At 64.3% G+C, this 24,213-nt stretch carries 15 protein-coding genes and 1 riboswitch; of the genes, 8 read left to right on the top strand and 7 right to left on the bottom strand.

Annotated features, from left to right (window positions below; genetic code table 11):
• Positions 1 to 146 precede the first annotated feature (146 nt).
• The 3 genes from AC1D1J_RS14795 (at position 147) to parC (ending at position 5,474) form a co-directional block, all read left to right on the top strand.
• The gene (locus AC1D1J_RS14795) at positions 147 to 2,117 is read left to right on the top strand and encodes a DNA topoisomerase IV subunit B (RefSeq protein WP_477686785.1); all 1,971 of its coding nucleotides are present in this window, start codon (positions 147 to 149) and stop codon (positions 2,115 to 2,117) included.
• Positions 2,117 to 2,995: a lytic transglycosylase domain-containing protein gene (locus AC1D1J_RS14800; RefSeq protein WP_477695063.1), complete on the top strand. Its 879-nt coding sequence runs from the start codon at positions 2,117 to 2,119 to the stop codon at positions 2,993 to 2,995. Before AC1D1J_RS14795 ends, AC1D1J_RS14800 begins: the two co-directional genes overlap by 1 nt.
• A 127-nt stretch (positions 2,996 to 3,122) precedes the next feature.
• Entirely contained in the window at positions 3,123 to 5,474 is a 2,352-nt protein-coding gene (gene parC, locus AC1D1J_RS14805; RefSeq protein ID WP_477686787.1) for a DNA topoisomerase IV subunit A, read from the top strand.
• A 99-nt stretch (positions 5,475 to 5,573) separates the two neighbouring features.
• On the opposite strand, the gene AC1D1J_RS14810 is transcribed toward parC, so the two are convergent.
• The 4 genes from AC1D1J_RS14810 to AC1D1J_RS14825 form a co-directional block, all read right to left on the bottom strand.
• Positions 5,574 to 6,086 carry a 6,7-dimethyl-8-ribityllumazine synthase gene (locus AC1D1J_RS14810; protein WP_477686788.1) on the bottom strand — a complete coding sequence of 171 codons (513 nt, stop codon included), beginning with the start codon at positions 6,084 to 6,086 and terminating at the stop codon, positions 5,574 to 5,576.
• A gap of 125 nt (positions 6,087 to 6,211) precedes the next feature.
• A riboswitch (FMN riboswitch) is annotated at positions 6,212 to 6,373 on the bottom strand.
• A 103-nt stretch (positions 6,374 to 6,476) separates the two neighbouring features.
• A complete protein-coding gene (locus AC1D1J_RS14815; protein ID WP_477657712.1) occupies positions 6,477 to 6,929 on the bottom strand; it encodes a RidA family protein in 453 nt (150 codons plus the stop codon).
• Between the two features lie 223 nt (positions 6,930 to 7,152).
• Positions 7,153 to 8,118 carry a tripartite tricarboxylate transporter substrate binding protein gene (locus AC1D1J_RS14820; RefSeq protein ID WP_477695064.1) on the bottom strand — a complete coding sequence of 322 codons (966 nt, stop codon included), beginning with the start codon at positions 8,116 to 8,118 and terminating at the stop codon, positions 7,153 to 7,155.
• A 42-nt stretch (positions 8,119 to 8,160) separates the two neighbouring features.
• Complete coding sequence (locus AC1D1J_RS14825) at positions 8,161 to 9,357, bottom strand: pyridoxal-phosphate dependent enzyme (RefSeq protein ID WP_477695065.1); 1,197 nt, start codon at positions 9,355 to 9,357, stop codon at positions 8,161 to 8,163.
• An 81-nt stretch (positions 9,358 to 9,438) separates the two neighbouring features.
• On the opposite strand from AC1D1J_RS14825, the gene AC1D1J_RS14830 reads away from it, so the two are divergent.
• A complete protein-coding gene (locus AC1D1J_RS14830) occupies positions 9,439 to 10,413 on the top strand; it encodes a LysR substrate-binding domain-containing protein (RefSeq protein ID WP_477686791.1) in 975 nt (324 codons plus the stop codon).
• On the opposite strand, the gene AC1D1J_RS14835 is transcribed toward AC1D1J_RS14830, so the two are convergent.
• The 3 genes from AC1D1J_RS14835 to AC1D1J_RS14845 form a co-directional block, all read right to left on the bottom strand.
• Entirely contained in the window at positions 10,379 to 11,293 is a 915-nt protein-coding gene (locus tag AC1D1J_RS14835; RefSeq protein WP_477686792.1) for a transglutaminase family protein, read from the bottom strand. The genes AC1D1J_RS14830 and AC1D1J_RS14835 overlap by 35 nt on opposite strands.
• Positions 11,294 to 11,310: 17 nt before the next feature.
• Positions 11,311 to 14,100 carry a circularly permuted type 2 ATP-grasp protein gene (locus AC1D1J_RS14840; protein ID WP_477695066.1) on the bottom strand — a complete coding sequence of 930 codons (2,790 nt, stop codon included), beginning with the start codon at positions 14,098 to 14,100 and terminating at the stop codon, positions 11,311 to 11,313.
• A 184-nt stretch (positions 14,101 to 14,284) separates the two neighbouring features.
• Positions 14,285 to 17,887 carry a transglutaminase family protein gene (locus AC1D1J_RS14845; protein WP_477695067.1) on the bottom strand — a complete coding sequence of 1,201 codons (3,603 nt, stop codon included), beginning with the start codon at positions 17,885 to 17,887 and terminating at the stop codon, positions 14,285 to 14,287.
• Positions 17,888 to 18,149: 262 nt separating this feature from the next.
• On the opposite strand from AC1D1J_RS14845, the gene AC1D1J_RS14850 reads away from it, so the two are divergent.
• The 4 genes from AC1D1J_RS14850 to AC1D1J_RS14865 all read left to right on the top strand — a co-directional run bounded on the left by AC1D1J_RS14850 (position 18,150) and on the right by AC1D1J_RS14865 (position 24,203).
• Entirely contained in the window at positions 18,150 to 20,708 is a 2,559-nt protein-coding gene (locus AC1D1J_RS14850; protein ID WP_477695068.1) for a DNA internalization-related competence protein ComEC/Rec2, read from the top strand.
• 90 nt (positions 20,709 to 20,798) lie between these two features.
• Positions 20,799 to 22,292, top strand: coding sequence for a circularly permuted type 2 ATP-grasp protein (locus AC1D1J_RS14855; RefSeq protein ID WP_457278909.1), 1,494 nt, complete (start codon positions 20,799 to 20,801; stop codon positions 22,290 to 22,292).
• 2 nt (positions 22,293 to 22,294) lie between these two features.
• A complete protein-coding gene (locus AC1D1J_RS14860; protein WP_457278908.1) occupies positions 22,295 to 23,257 on the top strand; it encodes an alpha-E domain-containing protein in 963 nt (320 codons plus the stop codon).
• Positions 23,258 to 23,384: 127 nt separating this feature from the next.
• Entirely contained in the window at positions 23,385 to 24,203 is an 819-nt protein-coding gene (locus AC1D1J_RS14865) for a transglutaminase family protein (RefSeq protein WP_477686796.1), read from the top strand.
• Positions 24,204 to 24,213: the final 10 nt, after the last annotated feature.

Raw genomic sequence — 24,213 nt, forward strand, 5'->3', positions numbered from 1 at the left:
AAAACGCGCTGTCTGTCGACTGTAACGAAAATGGCAAAACACTGCCCGGGCCGCACTTCGTTCCGTGTCTCAAATCAGGTTGGCTGTATGTTTATACAGTTACTTTGCCGGCCCCGACTACAATTGCGGCAATTCTTTCATCTGCCATGGCTGACAAACTACCCACCGAATATTCCGAAGGCTCGATCCGCGTGCTCAAGGGCCTGGAGCCCGTCAAGCAACGGCCGGGCATGTATACGCGCACCGACAACCCCTTGCACATCATCCAGGAAGTGCTGGACAACTCCGCCGACGAGGCCCTGGCCGGCTACGGCAAGAAGATCAAGGTCACGCTGCATACCGACGGCTCGGTCAGCGTGGATGACGACGGCCGTGGCGTTCCTTTCGGCCTGCACCCGGAAGAAAAGGTGCCGGTCATCGAGATCGTCTACACCCGGCTGCACGCGGGCGGCAAGTTCGACAAAGGCAAAGGCGGCGCCTACAGCTTCTCGGGTGGCCTGCATGGCGTCGGCGTGAGCGTGACCAATGCGCTGTCCAAGCGCCTGGAAGTCACCTCTTATCGTGAAGGTATGGTTGCCCACCTGGTGTTCTCGGGCGGCGATGTCATCGAAAAGCTGCACCTGCGCAAAAACGGCGAGGGCGACCGCAAGACGGGCACTACCGTCCGCGCCTGGCCCGATGCCAAATACTTTGAATCGGCCGCGCTGCCCATGGCCGAGCTCACGCACCTGCTGCGCAGCAAGGCGGTGCTGATGCCCGGCGTCACGGTGACGCTGACCAACGAGAAAACCAAAGACACCCAAACCTGGCTGTACAAAGGCGGCCTGCGTGACTACCTGATGCAGACGCTGACCGGCGACCCGGTGATCCCGATGTTCGAGGGCGAAGGTTTTGCCGATGCCTCGCACGAGAGTTTTGCCGAAGGCGAGGGTGCGCAGTGGTGCGTGGCCTTCACCGAAGAAGGCCAGCCGGTGCGCGAAAGCTACGTCAACCTGATTCCCACCAGCGCCGGCGGCACGCACGAAAGCGGCCTGCGCGATGGCCTCTTCAATGCCGTCAAGAGCTTTGTCGACCTGCATTCGCTGCTGCCCAAGGGCGTCAAGCTCTTGCCGGAAGACGTTTTTGCCCGCGCCAGCTATGTTCTGAGCGCCAAGGTGCTGGATCCGCAGTTCCAGGGCCAGATCAAGGAGCGCCTCAATTCACGCGACGCGGTGCGGCTGGTGTCCAGCTTTGTGCGGCCCACGCTGGAGCTTTGGCTTAACCAGCACGTCGATTACGGCCGCAAACTGGCCGAACTGGCCATCAAGGCTGCCCAAACCCGGCAGAAAGCCGGCCAGAAGGTCGAAAAACGCAAGGGCTCCGGTGTCGCCGTGCTGCCCGGCAAGCTCACCGACTGCGAAAGCCGGGACCTGGCGCACAACGAAGTCTTCCTGGTCGAGGGCGATTCGGCCGGCGGCAGCGCCAAGATGGGCCGCGACAAGGAAAGCCAGGCCATCCTGCCGCTGCGCGGCAAGGTGCTTAATACCTGGGAGGTCGAGCGCGACCGCCTGTTCGCCAACACCGAAATCCACGACATCGCCGTCGCTATCGGCGTTGATCCGCACGGCCCGAACGACACGCCCGACCTCTCCGGCCTGCGCTACGGCAAGGTCTGCATCCTGAGCGACGCTGATGTGGACGGCTCCCACATCCAGGTGCTGCTGTTGACCCTCTTTTTCCGCCACTTCCCCAAATTGATCGAATCGGGTAATGTGTATGTGGCCCGTCCCCCGCTGTTCCGGGTGGACGCGCCGGCCCGCGGCAAAAAGCCGGCATCCAAGGTGTATGCCCTTGATGAAGGCGAACTGACCGCCATATTGGACAAGTTACGCAAGGATGGCGTAAAGGAGGGGGCCTGGAGCATCAGCCGCTTCAAGGGCCTGGGCGAGATGAATGCGGAACAATTATGGGAAACCACACTCAATCCTGACACCCGCCGCCTGTTGCCCGTGCAACTGGGCAACCAGGATTTTCTGCAAACCGAGACGCTCATCACCAAGCTGATGGGCAAAGGCGAGGCCGCTGCGCGCCGCGAACTGATGGAGTTGCACGGTGACGCCGTGGAAATAGATATTTGATGGATTCTTTTTTGACGTTGTATTCAGCCTTGCCGCGCCTTGCTCGCCTGTTACGCGCGCTGGCCCTGCCCCTGGCCGTCCTTGGGCTGGCTACGCTGTTCGCGGCGCCGGCCCGGGCCGACATCTGGGGTTATGTGGACAAAGACGGCATTGCGCATTTTTCGGCTGTGCGGCTGGATGAGCGTTATGAACTTTTCTTTCGTGGCGCTGAAAGTTTCAGCGCAGGGGACAATGTTGCCAAAAGCGGCAAAGCCGTCGGTAACGGCGCCAACCGGGCCACCGGTGTGGCCAACGCGCCGCCCAAGCTGCTGGCTTACTTTGATGTGTCGCCCAACTACAAGGCCGTCAAGCACCTGTTGCGCGAAGCTTCCGCCAAGCATGGCATCGACTACGAACTGCTGCAGGCCCTGATCGCCACCGAATCCGGGTTCAACACCCAGGCCGTTTCGCCCAAGGGCGCGGTCGGGCTGATGCAGCTGATTCCGCCGACAGCGGAGCGCTACGGCGTGCGGGCCACCAAGGATTCCACCATCCACAAAAAGCTCACCGACCCCAAGACCAATATCCGGGCGGGCTCCAGCTACCTCAGCGACCTGATTGCCATGTTCCCCGGCCAGCTTGAACTCGCGGTCGCGGCCTATAACGCCGGCGAGGGCGCCGTGCAGCGTGCCGGCAACAAGATCCCCAATTACCCCGAAACCAAAAACTACGTCAAAACCGTGATGCAGCTTTATAACCACCTCAAGCCCCCCAGCATGATGGCGTCGTCCGCCCGTGTCCGCATGGAAATGATGGGCGGCGCAACCGGCCGCAGCAACATGGTGTCGCCCACTGTGGTCTCCACCGCTACGGCAGAGGCCCAGCCCGAGCAGAACTGAGGTCACAATGCGCCGTGTGTTCAGCCCGGCAGCCTGAAAAACGGCATTCCTTTTGTAACCCTGTGCCAGCCGCACCCGCGTGTGCCGGCATGCGTCACGCCACCTTACCCGCCAAGCCAAACTCAAGATGGATCTCTTTACACCGGACGCCGTAGCCCCTATTCCCGAACCCGCCGACCAGGATTCGCTGGCTGCGTACGCGCAGCGGGCTTACCTTGAATATGCGCTCAGCGTTGTCAAGGGCCGCGCCTTGCCTGACATTTGCGACGGCCAGAAGCCGGTGCAGCGCCGCATCCTGTACGCGATGCACCGGATGGGCCTGTCGTTCACCAACGCTGCGCCTGCGGGTCCGAAGGCGCGCAAAAGCGCCAAGGTGGTCGGAGACGTGCTGGGCAATTTCCATCCGCATGGTGACACTGCCGCTTACGACGCACTGGTGCGGATGGCGCAGGATTTCAGCCTGCGCTATCCGCTGATCGACGGCCAGGGAAATTTCGGCAGCCGTGACGGCGACGGTGCGGCCGCCATGCGCTATACCGAAGCGCGCCTCAGTCCGATCGCGCGCCTGCTGCTTGACGAAATTGACGAGGGCACCGTCAATTTCATGCCGAACTATGACGGCACGACGGAGGAACCCAAGCTGCTGCCGGCACGCCTGCCGTTTGCGTTGCTCAACGGTGCCAGCGGCATTGCCGTAGGCCTGGCTACCGAAATCCCCAGTCACAACCTGCGCGAAGTGGCCGACGCCTGCGTGGCACTCATCAAGACGCCCAAACTCAGCGACGAGGAGTTGTACACGCTGATCGCCGGGCCCGATTACCCGGGCGGCGGCCAGATTATTTCGAGCAGCGCGGAAATCGCAGCGGCTTACAAAACGGGCCGCGGTTCGCTCAAGGTGCGCGCCCGCTGGAAGATTGAAGAACTGGCGCGCGGCCAGTGGCAACTGGTGGTGCAGGAACTGCCGCCCGGCGTCAGCACCCAGCGCGTGCTGGAGGAAATCGAAGAGCTGACCAATCCCAAGATCAAGACCGGGAAAAAGGCCCTGAGCCAGGACCAGGTGCAGCTCAAGCAGACCATCCTGGCCGTGCTCGACGTGGTGCGCGACGAATCCAGCAAGGATGCCGCCGTGCGCCTGGTGTTCGAGCCCAAGACCAGCAAGATCAGCCAGTCCGAACTCATCAACACGCTGTTGGCCAACACCAGCCTGGAAAGTTCCTCGTCCATCAACCTGACCATGGTCGGGCTGGACGGCAGGCCGACGCAGAAAAACCTGCGGCAGATGCTGACCGAGTGGATCGAGTTTCGCCAGACGACGGTGCAGCGGCGCTCGCAATACCGGCTCGACAAGGTGCTGGCCCGCATCCATATCCTGGAAGGCCGGCAGCTGGTGCTGCTCAACATCGACGAGGTGATTGCCATCATCCGCCAGTCGGATGAACCCAAGGCTGCGCTGATTGCGCGCTTCAAGCTCACCGATATCCAGGCCGATGACATTCTCGACATCCGCCTGCGCCAGCTCGCACGGCTCGAAGCCATCAAGATCGAGCAGGAGCTCAAGACCCTGCGTGAAGAGCAGGGCAAGCTCGAGGAAATCCTCGGCAGCCCGGCCGCCTTACGCCGCCTGCTGGTCAAGGAAATTGAGGCCGACGCCAAGCAGTTCGCCGATGCGCGCCGCACGCTGATTCAGGCCGAGAAAAAGGCCGTACTCGAAGTCAAGGTGCTCGACGAACCGGTGACGGTGGTCATCAGCGACAAAGGCTGGGTGCGTGCGCGCAGCGGCCACGGCCACGACGCGGCGGGCTTCGCCTTCAAGGCGGGCGACGGGCTTTACGGTACCTTTGAGTGCCGCACCATCGACACGCTGCTGGCCTTCGGCTCACGCGGCCGCATTTATTCGGTGCCGGTGTCATTGCTGCCCGGCGCGCGTGGCGACGGCCAGCCGCTCACCACCCTGATCGACCTGGAGTCCGGCACGCAGCTGGTGCATTACTTCGCGGGCCCGGCCAACGCCGCATTGCTGCTGAGCGCCAGCGGCGGCTACGGCTTCCTCGCCACGGTCGAGAACATGACGTCGCGCCTCAAAGCCGGCAAGGCCTTTATCAGCTGCGCCGAAGGCGAAACCATTTGCAGGCCGTCGCATGCCGCCTTCAACAGCGGCGCCGCGCCTTTGGTGCCGGCCACGCATGTGGCTTGCGCCTCGACCGGCGGCCGCATCCTGACGTTCGAGATTGGCGAACTCAAGATGCAGGCCGCCGGCGGGCGCGGCCTGATGCTGATCGACCTTGAAGCCAAAGACACTTTGGCCGGTGCAGCCGCTTACACGCGCAGTGTGAAGATCGAAGGTATTGGCCGCGGCGGCAAGGCGCGCGAGGAAACGCTGGAAATCCGCAGCCTGAACAATGCCCGTGCGGCGCGCGCGCGCAAGGGCAAGGCGGCCGACCTGGGTTTCAAACCCACCGGCATCAGCCGCGTTGAGTAAAACTGACTGAAAGCCATAACTGGCGGGTGCAAGCAGCTATTGATTTGATAGCAATATGCTGCGCTCGCCGGTCTGGCCAGCTATTCAGCTATTCAGCAATCAAGCTGCCAGCAACAGATCAAGCTTTTTCAGGCTTGCCACCGTCTCCAGGCAGGCTTGCGCCACTTCCTTGCCCTTGGTCAGGAAATGTTCCGTGAAGAATTTTCGGTGTTCCTCATGTTCATGAAAGTGCTGTGGCGTCAGCACCGCTGAAAACACCGGCACGCCGGTTTCCAGCTGGATGCCCATCAGCGCGCTGATGACCGCGTCGGCCACAAACTCATGGCGGTAAATGCCGCCGTCCACGACCAGCCCGCAGCAGACGACACCTGCATAACGGCCCGATTGCGCGAGCTTTTTGGCGTGGAGCGGAATCTCGAACGCGCCGGGCACTTCAAACGTGTCGATGGATTCGGGGCCTGTGCCTTGCCGGGCCATCTCGGCCAGGAAGGCACCGCGGCCCTGGTCCACGATGTCTTCGTGCCAGGACGACTGGATAAAGGCGAAACGTGCCTTGGTGGGTGTGCCGCCCGAACGGGAAGCCGAAGGTGGGGAAATATCTGTCTGACTCATGGAAGCCTCTTATTAGGTGTTACCAGAATCAGGGCGCACGAGCCTGCGGCCAGCCCATGGACGCGCGAACAGCCCGCGCGGAGAGTCCGCACCAGCCATCGTCGCCCACGGCACAGCCGTAAACATCGCGCTCTCTTTCATCCGGACTGTGACCGTCGGCTTCGGAGTTGAACCGAATCTGCTGACCCTGGTTGCCGTATGAAGCACGGCAACCAGGCGCTCGCGGGCTGATGCAGTTGCCTGCAAACACCGCCGGTGGGGAATTTCACCCCGCCCTGAGAACGCTGCCCGGCGAAATGGCCGGGCGCTATGAGTTTAAGCCGGGCTGCCGGATAGCGCTTGTCGCCCGCGCGTCGGCCCCACAGTCATTGCGGGTGCTGTGTAGCCGGCTTATTCGACTTCAGCCACCAGGTCAATCTCCACACAGGCGCCCATGGGAACCTGCGCCACGCCAAACGCGCTGCGTGCATGCTTGCCGGCGTCGCCGAAGATTTCAGCGAACAGCTCGCTTGCGCCGTTGGTCACCAGGTGCTGTTCGGTGTAGTCACCGGTGGAGTTGACCAGGCTCATGAGCTTGACGATGCGCTTGACCTTGCCCAGGCCGACGGCGGCTTCGAGCGTGCCCATCAGGTCGATGGCGACCGAGCGTGCGGCGGCCTTGCCTTCTTCTGTCGTCATGTTCTTGCCGAGCTGGCCGACGAGGGGCTTGCCGTCCTTCTTGGCGATATGGCCGCTCAGGAACACCAGGTTGCCGGTCTGCACGAAGGGCAGGTAAGCAGCCAGGGGCGTTGCCACGGTTGGCAGGGTGATGTTCAGTGCTTTCAGCTTGTCGTAGGCGCTCATGGTGGTCCTTTGGTTAAGAAAAATGGTTCCAGCCCAATGGGAACGAGCGCTAGCAGCTATGCTTTTGATAGCGAAGGAGGCTGCGCGGCCGGCTGGCAGTGCAGGGAATTGTAGGACGGTGCCCGGGTTCCGGAGGCCTTTGGGGTCATGAAAGGAAATGATGGAACGGCGCAGGGCCCGCGCGGCTTGTTCCGCGCCCCTTTCACCGTTCCACATGCCGGCGTCACTCGGGCTTGATGCCGGCCTTGCGCACCACTGCACCCCAGCGGTCCACTTCGTTGCGCATGAAGGCACGCAGTTCGTCGCGTGTCGAGCCTTTCAGGTCAATGCCCAGGGTGGTGAGGCGTTCGCGTGTGGAGGGATGCGCCAGCGCCGCCACTGCTTCGCTGCGCAGCCGTTCGACGATCTCGATCGGCGTGGTGGCCGGCGCCACCAGCGCCCACCACTGGTTGAACTGCATGCCCTCAATGCCGGTTTCGCGCGCGGTCGGCACGCCGGGCATGGTAGCCAGGCGCGCATTGCCGGTCACCATCAAGGCAGAGATCCTGTTCGCGCCCAGCAGCGAACTGCCGCTGGCCAGCGTGGCGAAATGTGCGTCCACCTGGCCGGCCGCGACGTCGGTGAGCGCGGGCGCGGAGCCGCGATAGGGAATGGCGTTGACCTTGATCCCGGTGGCGCTGGAGAACAGTTCGCTGGAGAGGTGGCTGATGGAACCGTTGCCGCTGTGGGCCAGCGCCAGCGGCACCTTGCTGCTCCGGTAGTTTTTGAGGAAGCCCTTGATGTCGCCATTCTTGTACTGTGCGCTGCTGGCAAACAGCAGCAGCGGAGAGGTGCCGACCATGGACACCGGCGTGAAGTCGCGCAGCAGGTCGTAAGGCATCTTGTTGAACACGGCCGGCGCAATCGCATGCGGCAGCTCGACGATGGCGAAGGTGTAGCCGTCGGGCGCGGCCCTGGCTGCGGCTTCGGTGCCGATGCGCCCGGAGGCGCCGGAGCGGTTGTCGACCACCACGCTTTGCCCCATGGTTTCGCCCATGCGCTGGGCAATCGCGCGGGCGATGGCGTCGGTGCTGCCGCCGGGTGCCCAGGGCACGATCAGGCGGATGGGTTTGTCGGGGTAGGCGGCATGGGCAGTTCCTGCGAGGGTGGCGCAGGTCAGAAGCAGGGCGGTGAGCAGTCGGGTCTTCATGGTGAAAATTCCTTTGCGGGCTGAAGAAAAAGGGGCGTGTGGTCAGGGGACGGGGTTAAAGGTGTCGCGGTCGCCTTTGGCCGTGAGCAGGAGCAACGCGTGTTCTGATGCCTGCACCTGGCCAAGTGCGCATAGGCGGGCCAGCGCACTGAGACAGGCGCCGGCGCAAAGCTCCACCCACAGGCCTTGCGCCGCGAGTCGGGCGCTGCCCTCAATGGCGCCGGCATCATCAATGACCACGGCGCCGCCGCCCGACTGCTGCACGGCCAGTTGCTGTTGCAGCGTGACGGTGCTGCCGCCTGTCGAAAACTGCGTCGTCTGGCCGTTGAATTCCGACTGCAGCGGCGCGCCCTCGAGCACGCGGGAAAGGCGGGGGAAGGGCTCAACGGCCCACAGCCTGGGCATGTGCCCGATGAGCCCCGCCTGGTGCAAATCACGCAGTGCGCTGTAAATGCCCCAGAGCAGGTCGCCGCGGGCGGTGGGCACCAGCACGTGGTCCGGCACGCAGCCGCCGGCGACAAATTCGAGCGCCACAGCGCGGTAGCCTTCCACGCCGAAGGCCGGGCTGCCGACCGCGGGCACGCTGTAGTTGGTGAGGGCAAAGGCGCCGTCCTGCTCGACCCGCCGGCGTACATGGCTCCAGCGGTCAAAGCCATGGTCGAACATCACGCGCCGGGCGCCCAGGTGATGGAGGGCTCGCGCGAAAGGTGCCGGCATGTCGCGGTAGGTGGCGATTTCGCAAGGCAGCCCGGCCGCGGCGCAATAGGCTGCTGCCGACACCGCTGCGTTGCCGCTGGAGGCCAGCACCACCGTCTGCGCGCCTGCGTCCAGCGCCCGGCTGACGGCTTGCGCCGACATGCGGTCTTTGTGCGAGCCGGTGGGGTTCATGCCCTCGTGTTTGGCGCTGAGCTGGCGCAGGCCAAGCTCGCGCGCCAGGCGCGGCAGGTCCAGGCAGGGCGTGTCGCCCTCACCCAGAGACACGCCATGGGTGTAAGGCAGCCAGTCGCCCCACTTATAACCTGTGCTGGCAGTTTTCAGCGCTTGGGGCAGCCCGGTGTAAACGGCTTCCAGGCTCGCGGGCGTGCCTTGCGCCGCGCAGTGCGGGCAGCCGGTGGGCAAATCCTGCAGCGGGTATTCACGGGCGCAGAGGATGCAGCGCAGCCCGGTCAGCCGGGGATTGCGGCTGATGGCGTTCCATGCCGCAGAGTTTGGAAGGGATTCGGGGAAAACAGGGTTCATGGGCAGATGGTAGGTAGACCATGGGCTTCCCTGCATCACTTGTTTGCGATTTAAAATAAGTAAAACTTATAGGAGGCTGCCATGGCCGAAGCCAGTGCACGTCAGATTGAGGTGTTCCGCATGGTCATGCGGCTGGGCACCGCCAACCGCGCGGCTGCGGCGCTGCACGTGAGCCAGCCGGCGGTCACGCAATTGCTGCAGCAGCTCGAAGCGCGCGCCGGGCTCAAGCTGTTTGACCGGCCCAAAGGCAAGCTCACGCCCACACCGGAGGCGCACGCTTTGATGGAAGAAGTCGAGCGGGTCTACGAAGGCCTGGAAGCCGTGCAGCGAAAAATCGTGGCCCTGCAGTCGCATGAGGACACCGTGCTGCGCATCGGTTCACTGCATGCCATGGCCGCCAGCGTGATGCCCTGGGCGCTTGCCGAGTTTCAGCGCAGCTACCCGCGCACGCGTTGCCTGCTGCTGGTCGACAGCTCGAAAGTGCTGCGCGAGGCCCTGTTCCAGGGCGCTGTGGACTTGGCCTTCCTGGGCGATGAGGCGGACACCAGCGGCCTGGTGTCCTCGCTTTTTTACCAGGTGCCAGCGGTGTGCATCATGCCTGCAGCCCACCCACTGGCTCGCAAGCAGGTCCTGCAGCCCGGGGATCTCGCAGAAGTGCCGCTGGTGGGCCTGTCTGCCTCGGATACCGCCCAGCGCCGGCTGGAAGCCGCGTTTGCACAGGCGGGTGTGCAACCTCGCTTTGTGATTGAAACGCCTTACAGCGCAACGCAGTGTTCGCTGGTGCTGGCCGGGGCCGGGCTGGCCGTTACCAATCCGCTGGTGGCGCGTGAATATGTAGCGCTGGGCCTGCGCAGCGTCCCGCTGGCGGCGGATGTGTCGTTCCGGGCCTTGCTGGCTTTCAAGCCGCGCCAGGCCCAGTCGGGCGCCGCGCAGGAATTTGTGAGCCTGTGCCGGCGCTGCCTGGCACGCAGCCTGCCGGAGGGTTCGCTGCTGGAAGAGCTGCCAGCGCCGCCGAAGCCGCTCAATCGCCGGCGCTTGCCACCGGCTCCACCGTAACGGCCACGTCGAGGATGTGCTGCGCGCCGCCGCGGATCACACCGCGCATGGGCGATACATCGAGGAAGTCGCGGCCGATGGCCAGCGTGACGTAATCTTCACCCGGTGCACGGTTGTTGGTGGGGTCGAAGTCGAGCCAGGCGCCCAGGCCGGGGCAGTACACCGAAGCCCAGGCATGCGAAGCGTCGCTGCCCACCAGCCGCGGCTGGCCGGGCGGTGGCGTGGTGAGAAGGTAGCCGCTGACATAACGCGCCGGCAGGCCCATGGCGCGGCAGCAGGCCACCATGATGTGCGCGAAATCCTGGCACACGCCTTTGCCCAGCTTGAGCGCTTCGAGCGCCGGCGTGTTGACTTCGGTGCTTTCGCTCTCGTAGGTCATGGTGCTGTGAATGCGTTCCATCAGGTCGCGCGCTGCCTCGGGCAGCGGCCTGCCCGGCAGGAAGCTGGGGCGGGCAAATTCAATGAAGGCATCGTCGCGCGGCACATAGGGCGAGGCGAAGAGGAATTCGGAGGCGCTGTCGTAAGCTGCGCCGGCACGGTAACGGAACTGTTCGCGCACCTGCTCCCAGGCGGGGGATGCAGGCTTGCCGGCGGACAGGGTCGCTTCTGATTGCAGGGGGTTGAGGGCCGACGTGGAGACGATGCTGTCGGCCACGACGGTCAGGCTCTCATGTGCGGCCTGCAGGGAAAAGTAGGTGCGCGTGTTGCCGTAGACGTCTTCGGTTTCGCGCAGCTGGACCGGTTCGGGGTCAACCCGCAGCGCATAGTCCAGCAGGGTCTGGCCATTTCGGCTGGCGGGCTTGAGGTGCACCACATGGTGCGCGTTTTCCACCACCGGGGCATAGCGGTAACGGGTTTCGTGAACGACGTGAAGCAGCACGGAAAAACTCCTAGGGCTCAGGCGCCCAGGCTCTGGCTGGCGGAAGCCGCGTGGCTGAAGTAGCGGCGGCTCAGCGTGTCTGACAGCTCCAGCGCGGCATCGCAGCACTGCTCGAGCAACTGCACCAGCCGCCCGTCATGTTGCCCGCCGTTTTCATCTTCGCCATCGCCAATGCTGGCTGGGGCCTCCTGGCACAAATCAGCAAGCGCCCAACTGCCGGGGTCGGGTAGTTCCATCGCCAGGTCGGGCATGTCGCCCGGCGCGCTGCCCGCCAGCTTGGCAAGGCGCCCGCGCAGGGTCTGCACCACCCAGCCGAGGGAGCGCGGGTTGTCGCGGTCCAGCACCAGCAGATCGAGCAGGGCCGGGATGTCGCGGCGCTGCTGGTACTGCGCGTGGAAGGTGATGGTGCTGTCGAACAGCGCCACCATGGCGTTGAAGCCGCCTTCTTCAAAGACCGATCCGGTTTCGAAACCGCGCACCAGCGCGCCGGCCAGGGTATTGAGCCGTTCAATCAGCCGGCCTACGCTCAGGAGGCGCCAGCCGTCGTCGCGTGTCATGCGGTCGGTTTGTGCACCCGTCATGGCTGAGAGGAAACCACTGGCCGATTCCAGCGCCCGCAGCGCCTCGACGGAAGAGTATTCGAGCAGATATTGGCTGGATTGGCTCTGGCTTTGCCCGCCCTGGCTTTGGGTCTGGCCCACGGCGCTGAACGATGAGCAGCGCTGGAAGAAGTCGGTCTCGGTGCGCACGATCATGTGCCACTGTTCCTGCGACAGGCGTTCGCGCACGGCAGATGCGGCGCTCTTGAGCGCCCGCAGGTTAAAGCCTACGCTGGCGGCCTGTTCGGTGTCGGCCAGGTTGGCGATCAGGGCGCGTTCGAAGACACGGCGCGCATGCGTGGCCGGCGGCACGGTGTCCAGCACCAGCGCATTGCCGACGGCCATGCTGGTCAGCCAGGCCAGCAGCGGCTGCGACGTCTGGTCTTCGCCGCCCAGGCACTGCAGCGTGATCTGCGCCAGGCGCGTAGAGTTTTCGGCACGCTCGGTGTAGCGGCCCAGCCAGAAAAGATTTTCGGCCGCGCGGCTGGTTACTGGCGGACGGTGGCGCAGCGGCGCTGCGGCCCAGACAGGCGCCGGCTGCTCGGTGCGCGATGCGGTGGTGTGTTCGGCCGCCGCCTTGGTTGCCGAGGGGTCGCCCAGCACCCACACGTCGGCACTGCTGCCGCCGTGCTGCATCGACGACATGTTTTCGTTCTTGCCCGCCAGCCGTGCCAGCCCGCCCGGCAGCACCTGCCAGGAGCCGTTGCCGTCGGCCACCGCAAACACGCGCAGCATGGCCGAGCGCGGGGAAATCCGCTCGCCCTGCCAGGTTGGCGTTTGCGGCAGCGGCAGGTAGGCCTGCACGGTGAAGTCTTCGCCCCGGCGAACAATGCGGCCGGCCCATTCGTCCAGCGCGCGGCGCGACAGGGTATGGCCGATGACGGATTCCATGCCGGTGCCCGGATAGGTCGGCTTGATCACGCAGGTCTTGAGCTGGCTCAGCACGTCCTGCATCACCGCCTGCTCGCCGCACCACCAGGTGGCCAGCGAGGGCAGGGCCAGCGTTTCACCGAGCAGGTGCTCGGAGAGCGCGGGAAGAAAGCCGAGCAGCGCGCTGGATTCGAGGAAGGCCGAGCCCGGCGTGTTGACCACCAGCACATTGCCCGCGCGTATCACCTGTAGCAGGCCGGGCACGCCCAGTGTGGAGTCCGAGCGCAGTTCCAGCGGATCGAGAAATTGGTCGTCCAGGCGCTTGAGCAGCCCGTGCACACGCTCCAGGCCGCGCAGGGTTTTCAGGTAAAGCTTGTCATCGCGCACCAGCAGGTCGCTGCCCTCGACCAGTGTCAGGCCCAGGAAGCGCGCCAGGTAGGCATGCTCGAAATAGGTTTCGTTGTAGGGGCCGGGCGTCAGCAGCACCACGCGGCTTTCCTCGTTGCTGTCCGTCGGGCTCATGGCCTTGAGGCCATCCACCAGCGCCTTGTACGACGCGGCCAGCCGCTCGACCTTCATTTCGCGGAAGGCTTCGGGGAACAGCAGTGAAATCGTCAGGCGGTTTTCGAGCAGGTAGCCCAGGCCCGAAGGCGCCTGCGTGCGCTGCGACACCACCGACCAGCGGCCGTCGGGGCCGTGCGCGATGTCGAAGGCGGCAATGTGCAGATAGGTGCCGCCGGCCGGCTGCACGCCCTGCATGCCGCGCAGGTAACCCGGGTGGGCATGCACCAGCGCGCTGGGCAGCAGGCCCTTGGAGAGCAGCTCCTGCGGGCCGTAGATGTCGGCCATCACGCGGTCCAGCAGGCGGGCGCGCTGCTGGATACCGGCCTCGATCTGCGCCCAGTCGGCGGGCGAAACCATCATGGGGAACAGGTCCAGCGACCAGGGCCGCTGCGGGCCGTTGGCGTCGGCGTAGACGTTGTAGGTCACGCCGTTGTCGCGGATCTGGCGGCGCAGGTTGGCGGTGCGGTGGTTCAGGTCGTAAAAACCGTCGCTGCCGAGGAAATTGAAAAAGCGTGTCCAGTCGGGCGACAGGGCGTCGTCCATCCCGGCCGCCGGGGCTTCGGGCCGGGCCGGGGCTGTTTCAGGGGGGCTGCCCGCGGCCCGCAGCGCGGGCTGTGCCGGCGCGGCTGCTTCAGCGGGCGCGGGGCCTTCGGACACACGGCCCCGCAACTCATCGAAATGCCCCGCTGCCGCATGAGGCGCCAGCGCGGCAGCCAGTGCGCAGGGGGATTCAAGCGACTGGGCGGCAAAAAGTGACTGGGTGTTATTTTCCACGTGGGTGCAAGTATGCCTGCGGCCCATCCCCTGCAAGGCTCAAGGCGGGTTCAATGCGCGGCCAAATGGCTATTTATGCCGCCTGTGCATGCAAATGTTGCAGCCATAAGACAGCCGTTGACGGTACGGGGAGGCGCTTCGCCCGGGGCTCTCAAGCTCCCGGGCCGCTGCCGCAGGCACGGATTCAGCGCAGATCGAGCGTGAACGGGAACTCCCGGCTCGGCTGCGCCGGCGCCACTCGCATCTTGCCGGGTGTATGGCCCATGCGGAAAAAGCGCGTGAGCCGGCGGCTTTCAGCCTCGTACGAATTGACCGGCAGCGTGTCGTAGCTGCGCCCGCCTGGGTGCGCCACATGGTACTGGCAGCCGCCCAGCGAGCGTTCCATCCAGGTGTCGACGATGTCAAACGTGAGCGGTGCATGCACACCGATGGAAGGGTGCAGGGCCGACGGCGGGTTCCAGGCCTTGTAGCGCACACCGGCCACATATTCGCCGACGCGGCCGGTGCTTTGCAGCGGCAATGCCCGGCCGTTGACGGTGACGACATAGCGGTTGTCGTTCAGGCCCGTCACATGCACTTCGACGCGCTCCAGCGATGAATCCACGTAACGCACCGTGCCACCGGCCGAGCCTTCTTCGCCCATCACGTGCCAGGGCTCCAGCGCGCTGCGCAGCGTGAGTTCGATGCTGTTGGACTTGACCTGCCCGATCAGCGGGAAGCGGAACTCGAAGTGAGGTTCGAACCAGGCCATGTCGAAGGCGTAGCCGGCTTCGCGCAGCTCGGTCAGCACGTCTTCAAAATCCATGCGGATAAAGCCCGGCAGCAGGAAGCGGTCGTGCAGTTCGGTGCCCCAGCGTGTGACACGGCCGTGGTAGGGCTTGTTCCAGAAGCGCGATACCAGCGCGCGCAGCAGCAATTGCTGGGCAATGCTCATGCGCGCATGTGGCGGCATTTCAAACGCGCGCAACTCCAGCAGGCCCAGGCGCCCGGTGGCGGAGTCGGGCGAATACATCTTGTCGATGCAGAACTCGCTGCGGTGTGTGTTGCCGGTGACGTCGACCAGGATGTTGCGCAGCGTGCGGTCCACCAGCCAGGGCGGCATGTCGGCGCCGTATTTTTTGCGGTTGTTCTCGATCTCGCGCAGGGCGATTTCCAGTTCGTACAGCTGGTCGTTGCGGGCCTCGTCCACACGCGGTGCCTGGCTGGTCGGGCCGATGAACATGCCCGAGAACAGATAGCTCAGCGACGGGTGGTTGTGCCAGTAGGCGATCAGGCTGCCCAGCACCTCGGGCTTGCGCAGGAAGGGGCTGTCGGCGGGCGTCGCGCCACCCAGCACAAAGTGGTTGCCGCCGCCTGTGCCGGTGTGCCGGCCATCGGTCATGAACTTCTCGGCCGACAGGCGCGTCTCGTGTGCGATCTGGTAGAGAAACTCGGTGTGTTCCACCAGTTCGCCCCAGTTGTAGGCTGGGTGGATGTTGACTTCGATGACCCCTGGGTCAGGCGTGACCTGCAGCATTTTCAGGCGCGGGTCGCGTGGCGGCGGGTAGCCTTCAAGCACGATGCTCACACGCAGCGACTGCGCCGTGGCTTCCACTGCGGCCAGCAGATCGAGGTAGTCTTCCAGCCGCTCCATCGGCGGCATAAAGACATAGATCGCACCCACTTCGCCGCGGCCCGACTTGTTGGCTTTGCTGTCCGGGTCGGCCTTCGGTTTGTCTTTGGGGCCATTGGCGCGGGATGGGTCTCGTACTTCCACGCAGAGCGCGGTGCGAGTGAGCCAGGCGGCCGATTCAAAGGGCTTGGGCGCGCGATCGTCGGCAGGCGTCGTTTCCTCTGCGGCTGGCTTGCCATTCAACCCGTCCGTACCGTTCGTTCCGTTGTTTCCCAGCGGACGGAACTGCAGGATGCGGCTGGCTTGCGACAGCGCGGTATTGCCCGTCATGTAGCGCGCCATGTATTGCGCCAGCGAACTGGCGCTGCCGCCTGCCGAAGGGGCTGCCGGTGTGGCACCACTGGGCGCGCTGAAGCTGCCGTTGTAGCGCGCCGCCAGTGAGGAAGCCGCCGGCAGGTCCTGTCGCGGCGCAAATGGATCGGACTCGATCATGTAAGGGTAGTCGGTCTTGGACACCCAGGGCACCGAATCCAGCGGCAGGCGATAACCCATGGGCGAATCGCCCGGCATGAGATACATGCGCTCTTCGCGGAAGAACCAGGGGCCGGTGGTCCATTTGGGCCCACTCAGCGCGGGCGAGGCGCCTGCGTTTCGTTGCTTGAGTTGCTCCTTGGTTTGCAGCGGCAGCACATAGCCCACGACGGAATCCAGGCCCTGCATGAAGACGCGGCGCAGGCGTTCGCGCTCCATGGCGTCGTCCAGCTTCGAATCAAATGGGTCGACATTGACTGGCAGCCGGCGTTCGCGCCAGAGGTAGTACCAGGTATCTTCATAGCCTGGCGTGATGTAGGTGGTGGCCAGGCCCAGCTTGCCCGCCAGTGTCTGCACAAAACGCTGCGCGTCGGCGCTGGTGTAGTTGCAGGGCTGGCGCTCGTCGGCGAAGAGGCTCGGGTTTTGCCAGATCGGCTGGCCGTCCTTGCGCCAGAAAATGCTGAGTGCCCAGCGCGGCAATTGCTCGCCCGGGTACCACTTGCCCTGGCCGAAATGCAGGAAGCCGCCTTCGCCATATTCGGCGCGCAGCTTTTGCACGAGCTCGGTCGCATAGCCGCGTTTGGTCGGGCCCAGTGCGTCGATGTTCCATTCGGCCGCGTCTCGGTCGGTGGTGGCCACAAAGGTCGGTTCGCCGCCCATGGTCAGGCGCACGTCGCCGGCCGCCAGGTCTTTATCGACCTTTTCGCCCAATGCCAGCACCGCTTGCCATTGCTCCTCGGTGTAGGGCTTGGCCACGCGCGGCGATTCGTAAATGCGCTGCACCGCCATGTGGTGCTCGAACTCGACTTCGGATTTGTCGACGCCGCCTTCGACCGGGGCGGCACTGGATGGCTCGGGCGTGCACGCCAGCGGGATGTGGCCTTCGCCGGCCATCAGGCCGGACGTCGGGTCCAGGCCGACCCAGCCGGCGCCGGGCAAAAACACCTCGCACCAGGCGTGCAGGTCGGTGAAATCGGCTTCCGCACCGCTGGGGCCGTCGATGGATTTGACGTCGGCTTTCAGCTGGATCAAATAGCCCGAGACAAAGCGCGCGGCCAGGCCCATGTGCCGCAGTAACTGCACCAGCAGCCAGCCGGTGTCGCGGCAGGAGCCGCAGGCCAGGCGCAGGGTTTCTTCAGGCGTCTGCACGCCGGGCTCCATGCGAATGGAGTATTTGATGTCCGACTGCAGGCCCTGGTTCAGGCCCACCAGGAAGTCGATGGTGCGCTTGGGCGTGCGGTCGATTTTTTCGAGGTAGCGCTTGAGCAGCGGTGTGGCCGGCTGGGTGGCCAGGTAGGGCGCCAGTTCGCGGGCCTGCAATGCGTTGTAGGTAAACGGGAATTCCTCGGCAGCCGGTTCCAGGAAGAAGTCAAACGGGTTGAACACCGCCATTTCCACCACCAGGTCCACCGTGACCTTGAACTCGCGCGTCGGCTCGGGAAACACCAGCCGGGCCTGGTAATTGGCAAACGGGTCCTGCTGCCAGTTGATGAAGTGGCCGGCGGGCTCAACCCTGAGGGAATACGACAGTACCTGTGTGCGGCTGTGCGGCGCAGGCCGCAGGCGGACGACTTGGGGGCCGAGTTTGACCAGGCGGTCGTATTTGTAATGCGTGATGTGGCTCAGGGCGACGTGGATGGACAAGGCAACCTCGCTTTTAAAGGAACGGGCGTGCAATCACGCCCTCAGGAAAATACGCTCAGCAGACCGCCACATCTTGCGGTCTCAGGAACGCCGTGTAAACAGCTTACCCGGATTTGGTGGCATTTCTGAAAGCAAGAGCTGCGCCACGTGGTCTCTTGAGTGTGAACCGGCTGTTTGGCGCTGTTTGTTGTTTACCTGCCGCGCTTTCCCGTTAAGCTCAAAGCGGTCAGCGCATAAAAACAGTTCAAAGGGGAGGCGGGGTTTGAATCGACCTGTATCGGCCGGGGCACGGCTGTATGCGGCAAGCCCGGGGCCGGTGTTTGCCGGTTTTATTGCGGGTGTTGCCTTGCAGTTGCAGCAGCCCGCCTTGTGGCCGCAACAGGTTTATGCCGCCATGGCCCTGCTGGCCTGCATCCTGGCTGGCCTGTACCTGCGCTTTGGCAGACAGGGCCTTCCTTCATGGGGCCGGGTGGTTTCGGCCTTTGCCCTTGCTGCCTTGCTCGGCGTGGGCCTCACCGGCTGGCGCGCTGGCGTCTTCCTGTCAGCGGCGCTCGATCCGGCGCTGGAGGGCCGCGATATCGAGGTCACAGGCCAGGTGCTGGCAATGCCGCAACCCGGAGAAGACGGCCTGCGTTTCCGCCTTGCCGTGGAATCTGCCCGCCTCAATGGCGGCACAGTCACCTTGCCGCCGCAAATCATGCTGGGCTGGTATTGGGGCTTTGCCGGGCGCGAGCCCACCGTGCCGGCGCAGGACGCCGACCCGTTCGAGATAGCACTGGCCTTGCAGCGCCAGCCGCAAGCCCTGCGCGCCGGAGAACGCTGGCAAATGACGGTGCGGCTCAAGGCGCCGCACGGCAACAGCAACCCGTTTGGTTTTGACTACGAACTCTGGCTGTGGGAGCAGGGCATACAGGCCACGGGCTATGTGCGTGCCGGCCCGCGCGACGCACCGCCGGCAAAACTCTCCAGCAGCTGGCAACACCCCATTGAGCAGGCCCGGCAAGCCGTGCGCGAAGCGATTTTTGGGCGCATTGAAAACCGGCAGCTGGCAGGCGTCATTGCCGCGCTGGTGGTCGGCGACCAGGCCGCCATCGAACGTGCCGACTGGGATGTGTTTCGTGCCACGGGCGTAGCTCACTTGATGAGTATTTCAGGCCTTCATATAACGATGTTTGCCTGGGCTGCCTCACTGCTGATCGGCGCGCTGTGGCGGCGATCAGCGCGTTTCACGCCGCGGTTGTGCCTGGTGTTGCCGGCAGCCGCTGCAGGTGCTTTGGGCGGCTTGCTGCTTGCCACCCTGTATGCATTGTTTTCCGGCTGGGGCGTGCCCGCGCAGCGAACCATCTGGATGCTGGCCACCGTGATCCTGCTGCGGCAAGGCGGCAGGCAGTGGCCCTGGCTGCAGACCTGGCTGCTGGCCATGGCCGTGGTGGTGGCGCTGGACCCATGGGCGTTGATGCAAGCCGGATTCTGGTTGTCTTTCGTTGCGGTGGGTGTTTTGTTTGCTACAGATTCAGGAGCTGCTCGCGCTCATGGGGAAAGGGCTGCAGCCCAATTCGACTCAAAAAAACAACCTGAGGACGGGTGCTGGTGGCAGCGCCGGCCCAGATGGCTGGACAGCGTTGGGCGTGCGATGCGGGAGCAATGGGTCGTCACGCTGGCGCTCACGCCCCTGTCGCTGCTGCTGTTTAACCAGGTCTCGCTGGTCGGCCTGCTGGCCAATGCCGTGGCCATTCCGGTGGTGACGCTGGTCATCACGCCGCTGGCTTTGCTGGGCGTGGCGTGGGCGCCGGTGTGGTCGCTGGCGGCATGGTCGGTCGGCGGGCTGGCGATATTTTTGCAATGGCTGGCGAGCTGGCCGCTGGCCTCGGTCAGCGTGGCGGCGGCGCCGCTGTGGTGTGCTGTCGCCGGCGTGGCGGGCGGCGGCCTGTTGGCCACGCGCCTGCCGTTTCATTTTCGAGCGCTGGGCCTTCCGCTGTTGCTGCCGGTGCTGTTGTGGCAACCGGCCCGCGTGGCACCGGGGCAGTTCGAGCTGCTGGCCGCGGACATCGGGCAGGGCAATTCCGTGCTGGTGCGCACGGCAAGCCACACGCTGCTGTATGACGCCGGCCCGCGCTTTTCGCGCGAAAGTGATGCCGGGCACCGCGTGCTGGTGCCGCTGCTGCGCGCGTTGGGGGAGCGGCTGGACATGCTCATGATCAGCCACCGGGACATCGACCACATCGGCGGGGCCCAGGCTGTCCTGGCCATGCAGCCAGAAGCCAGCCTGGTGAGTTCGATTGAAGACGCGCATCCGCTGCAAATGCAGCGCAAAGCCGGCCGCTGCGTGGCCGGCCAGCGCTGGGAATGGGACGGCGTGGCATTTGAGGTGCTGCACCCCGTGGCCGCCGATTACGACGCTGCCAGCAAGTCAAACGCCATGAGCTGCGTGTTGCGCATCTCCAGCAGCGTCCCTGGCGGCAGCCGCACAGCCCTGCTGGTCGGCGACATCGAATCGCCGCAGGAACTCCGGCTGGCAACCAGCGTTCCGGCCAGCCTCAAGGCTGACTTTCTGCTGGTACCCCACCACGGCAGCAAAACATCGTCCAGCGCGGTGTTTCTTGATGCCGTCAGGCCGCAGTGGGCGGTGGTGCAGTCGGGTTACCGAAACCGTTTTGGCCACCCGGTGGAGTCCGTGGTGGCGCGCTATGAGGAGCGCGGCATACGCCTGGTGAAGTCGCCGCAGTGCGGGGCTGCCACCTGGCGAAGCCTTCGCCCCGGGGAGATTTTGTGCCAGCGGGAGCAGGGCAGGCGCTACTGGCATCATGTGCCTGAACGCTAAAAATATTGGCGGACGCACCGCCTTGGCGCATAACTTGCTAAGCTACGTTAAAACAATTGCCATGCGCATAACTTGCTGGAGATCAAGCCAATGAGCCGACCGATGTTCGACGAAATGAACGCCACGGAGTCCAGCGTCCGTGAGCATTACCAGGGTTACCAGCGTTGGCTGGCCCGGCAGCCTGCCGACGTGATGCAGGCCCGCCGCGCCGAAGCTGAAATGATTTTCCGCCGGGTCGGCATCACTTTTGCGGTTTACGGTGCCAAGGACGAAGACGGCGCCGGCACCGAACGCCTGATTCCCTTTGACCTGATTCCCCGCATCATCCCCGCCCACGAATGGGCCAGCATGGAAAAAGGCCTGGTACAACGCGTCACCGCGCTCAACCGCTTCATCCACGACGTGTACCACGGCCAGGAAATCATCAAGGCCGGCGTGGTGCCGTCCGAGCAGATCTTCCAGAATGCGCAGTTCCGCCCCGAAATGATGGGCGTTGATGTACCCGGCAATATCTATTCGCACATCAGCGGCATCGACATTGTCCGGGCACCCGACGCGCAGGGCAATGGCGAGTACTACGTGCTCGAAGACAACCTGCGCGTGCCCAGCGGCGTGAGCTACATGCTGGAAGACCGCAAGATGATGATGCGGCTCTTTCCCGAGCTTTTCAGCGAAAACCGCGTTGCGCCCGTGGCGCATTACCCCGACCTTCTCCTCGAAACCCTGCGCGGCATGGCGCCGCCGGCCACGGCCGAGCCCACGGTGGTGGTGCTGACGCCCGGCATGTACAACTCGGCCTATTTTGAACACGCCTTCCTGGCGCAGCAAATGGGCGTCGAGCTGGTCGAGGGGCAAGACCTCTTCGTCAAGGACAACTTCGTCTACATGCGCACCACGCGCGGCCCCAAACGCGTCGACGTGATCTACCGCCGTGTCGACGACGACTTCCTCGACCCGCTGGCCTTCCGCCCCAATTCCACCCTGGGCTGCGCGGGCCTGCTCAATGTGTACCGCAGCGGCAATGTCTCGCTGTGCAACGCCATCGGCACCGGCGTGGCAGACGACAAGTCGATCTACCCTTACGTGCCCAAGATGATCGAGTTCTACCTCGGCGAAAAGCCCATCCTGAAAAACGTGCCGACCTACATGTGCCGCAACAATGAGGATTTGCAGTACACCCTGGCCAACCTGAAAGACCTGGTCGTCAAGGAAGTGCACGGCGCCGGCGGCTACGGCATGCTGGTGGGGCCAGCTGCCACCAAGGCCGAGATCGAAGAGTTCCGTGCGGCCTTGCTGGCCAATCCGTCGGGCTACATTGCGCAGCCCACCCTCAGCCTTTCAACCTGCCCCACGTATGTGGAAAGCGGCATTGCACCGCGCCATATCGACTTGCGGCCCTTTGTGCTGAGCGGCAAGGAAGTGCAGATGGTGCCGGGCGGCCTCACGCGCGTGGCGCTCAAAGACGGCTCGCTGGTGGTCAATTCGTCGCAGGGCGGCGGCACCAAAGACACCTGGATATTGCAGGACGGCTCGTCCATGCAGTACCAGTCCCAATCGCAGTCGCAATCCCGGGGAGGAATGTAATCATGTTGTCACGCACTGCAGACCACCTCTTCTGGATGTCGCGCTATACCGAGCGGGCGGAGAATACAGCGCGTATGCTGGATGTGAACTACCAGACCTCGTTGCTGCCGCAGTCCGATGCGCTGGTACAGGCCGGCTGGCAGGGCCTGCTCAGCATCAGTGAGCTCAAGCCTTCGTTTGCCGCCAAGTACGGCGACACCATCAACCCGCGCGATGTGATGGACTTCATGGTGCGCGACGAGAAAAACTCGTCCAGCATCATTTCATGCCTGCAGAACGCCCGTGAAAACGCCCGGGCTGTGCGCGGCACGCTGACCACCGAAGTATGGGAAACGCAGAACCAGACTTACCTCGAAGTCATCCGCATGCTGCGCAGCGGCGACTTCGAGCGCGACCCGGGCCAGTTCTTTGAATGGGTCAAGTTCCGTTCGCACCTGTCGCGCGGCGTGACCCTGGGCACCATGCTGCAGGACGAAGCCTTTCACTTCCTGCGGCTGGGCACCTTCCTCGAGCGCGCCGACAACACCGCGCGGCTGGTGGACGTGAAGTTTCACGCCGTGCAGAACGACTTCCTCGGCATGGCCGGTGAGAAAGACCAGGAATACGACTTCTACCACTGGAGCGCCATCCTGCGCAGCGTTTCGGGCTTTGAGGTTTACCGCAAGGTGTACCGCGACGTCATCAAGCCCGAGCGCGTGGCCGAGCTGCTGATCCTGCGCGCCGACATGCCGCGCTCCCTGCTGGCCTGCCTGAACGAAGTCATGAGCAACCTTGCCATGGTGACCAGCGACACCAGCAGCGAAACCCAGCGCCGCGCCGGCAAATTGCGCGCCGACCTGCAGTACGCACGTATCGACGAAATCCTGGCAACGGGCCTGCATGCATTCCTCACGCAGTTCCTGGACCGCGTGAATGAGCTGGGCGCACACATCAGCCGCGAGTTTTTGGTGCCGGCCACCACTTGAAACACAGCCAAGCACCGGTCGCGAGAGCCGTTGACACGGCCGCCGCGCCGGGCCGCCCCAAGCAAGGCCAGCCCCCTCGGGGGGCAGGGAGCTACGCGAAGCGAGCGAGCGTGGGGGCCATATCCTGATGAAACTGCACGTCAGACACATCACCGACTACCGGTACACCGAGCCGCTGCGCTATGCGCTGCAGACGCTGTGGCTCACGCCGCAGTCCAGCCTGGCGCAGACGGTGCATTTCTGGAGCCTGGGCGCGCCCGAAAAACTCTTTACCCAACGCGACGCCTTTGGCAACACCATCAGCTCCTACACCTTTGTGGGCAAGGATGCCGATAACGTGCGCTGGAGCCTGGTCAACGCGGCTGGTGATGTGGAAACCTTTGGCGTGGCTGAGTTCAACGACCCGGAAACCCTGCCGCATCCGTATTTTTTTCTGCGTGCCACGCATCTGGCTGAGCCGCATTGGGAGCTCGCCGAATTTGGCCGCCGCTTTATCCCGCAAAGCCTTGACGGCACCGCAAGCTTGCCGTCCCTGCTGGCATTGAGCCAGGGCGTGGCAGACGCTGTGGGCTACCTGAAAAACAGCACCAGCGTGACGACCACGGCGCTGGAAGCCTTCAAGTCCGGGGCAGGCGTCTGCCAGGACCAGGCCCACGTCATGGTCGCCATCTGCCGCAGCCTGGGCTACCCAGCGCGCTATGTCAGCGGCTACTTCTACGCCGCCAACGAGCCCGACCTTGCCAGCCACGCCTGGTGTGACGTGTGCCTCGATGTGGCCACCCGCCGCTGGGTCAGCATCGACGTCACCCACAGCTGCCTGATCGACCAGCGCCACGTGCGCCTGGCCATGGGCACTGACTACAACGCCTGCCCCCCCATCAAGGGCGTGCGGCAGGGCGGCGGGGAAGAGTCGATGACGGTGGAGATCACGATTCAGCCGGTGTGATCGCTTGCCG

The sequence above is a fragment of the Polaromonas sp. P1_F8 genome (assembly GCF_056405635.1).

What these genes read in the sequence shown, in the direction of transcription:
- AC1D1J_RS14795 (WP_477686785.1), top strand. Translation starts at nt 147, where the DNA reads ATGGCTGACAAACTACCCACCGAATATTCCGAAGGCTCGATCCGCGTG.
- AC1D1J_RS14855 (WP_457278909.1), top strand. Translation starts at nt 20,799, where the DNA reads ATGAGCCGACCGATGTTCGACGAAATGAACGCCACGGAGTCCAGCGTC.
- AC1D1J_RS14860 (WP_457278908.1), top strand. Translation starts at nt 22,295, where the DNA reads ATGTTGTCACGCACTGCAGACCACCTCTTCTGGATGTCGCGCTATACC.
- parC (WP_477686787.1), top strand. Translation starts at nt 3,123, where the DNA reads ATGGATCTCTTTACACCGGACGCCGTAGCCCCTATTCCCGAACCCGCC.
- AC1D1J_RS14800 (WP_477695063.1), top strand. Translation starts at nt 2,117, where the DNA reads ATGGATTCTTTTTTGACGTTGTATTCAGCCTTGCCGCGCCTTGCTCGC.
- AC1D1J_RS14815 (WP_477657712.1), bottom strand. Translation starts at nt 6,929, where the DNA reads ATGAGCGCCTACGACAAGCTGAAAGCACTGAACATCACCCTGCCAACC.
- AC1D1J_RS14820 (WP_477695064.1), bottom strand. Translation starts at nt 8,118, where the DNA reads ATGAAGACCCGACTGCTCACCGCCCTGCTTCTGACCTGCGCCACCCTC.
- AC1D1J_RS14810 (WP_477686788.1), bottom strand. Translation starts at nt 6,086, where the DNA reads ATGAGTCAGACAGATATTTCCCCACCTTCGGCTTCCCGTTCGGGCGGC.
- AC1D1J_RS14830 (WP_477686791.1), top strand. Translation starts at nt 9,439, where the DNA reads ATGGCCGAAGCCAGTGCACGTCAGATTGAGGTGTTCCGCATGGTCATG.
- AC1D1J_RS14825 (WP_477695065.1), bottom strand. Translation starts at nt 9,357, where the DNA reads ATGAACCCTGTTTTCCCCGAATCCCTTCCAAACTCTGCGGCATGGAAC.
- AC1D1J_RS14865 (WP_477686796.1), top strand. Translation starts at nt 23,385, where the DNA reads ATGAAACTGCACGTCAGACACATCACCGACTACCGGTACACCGAGCCG.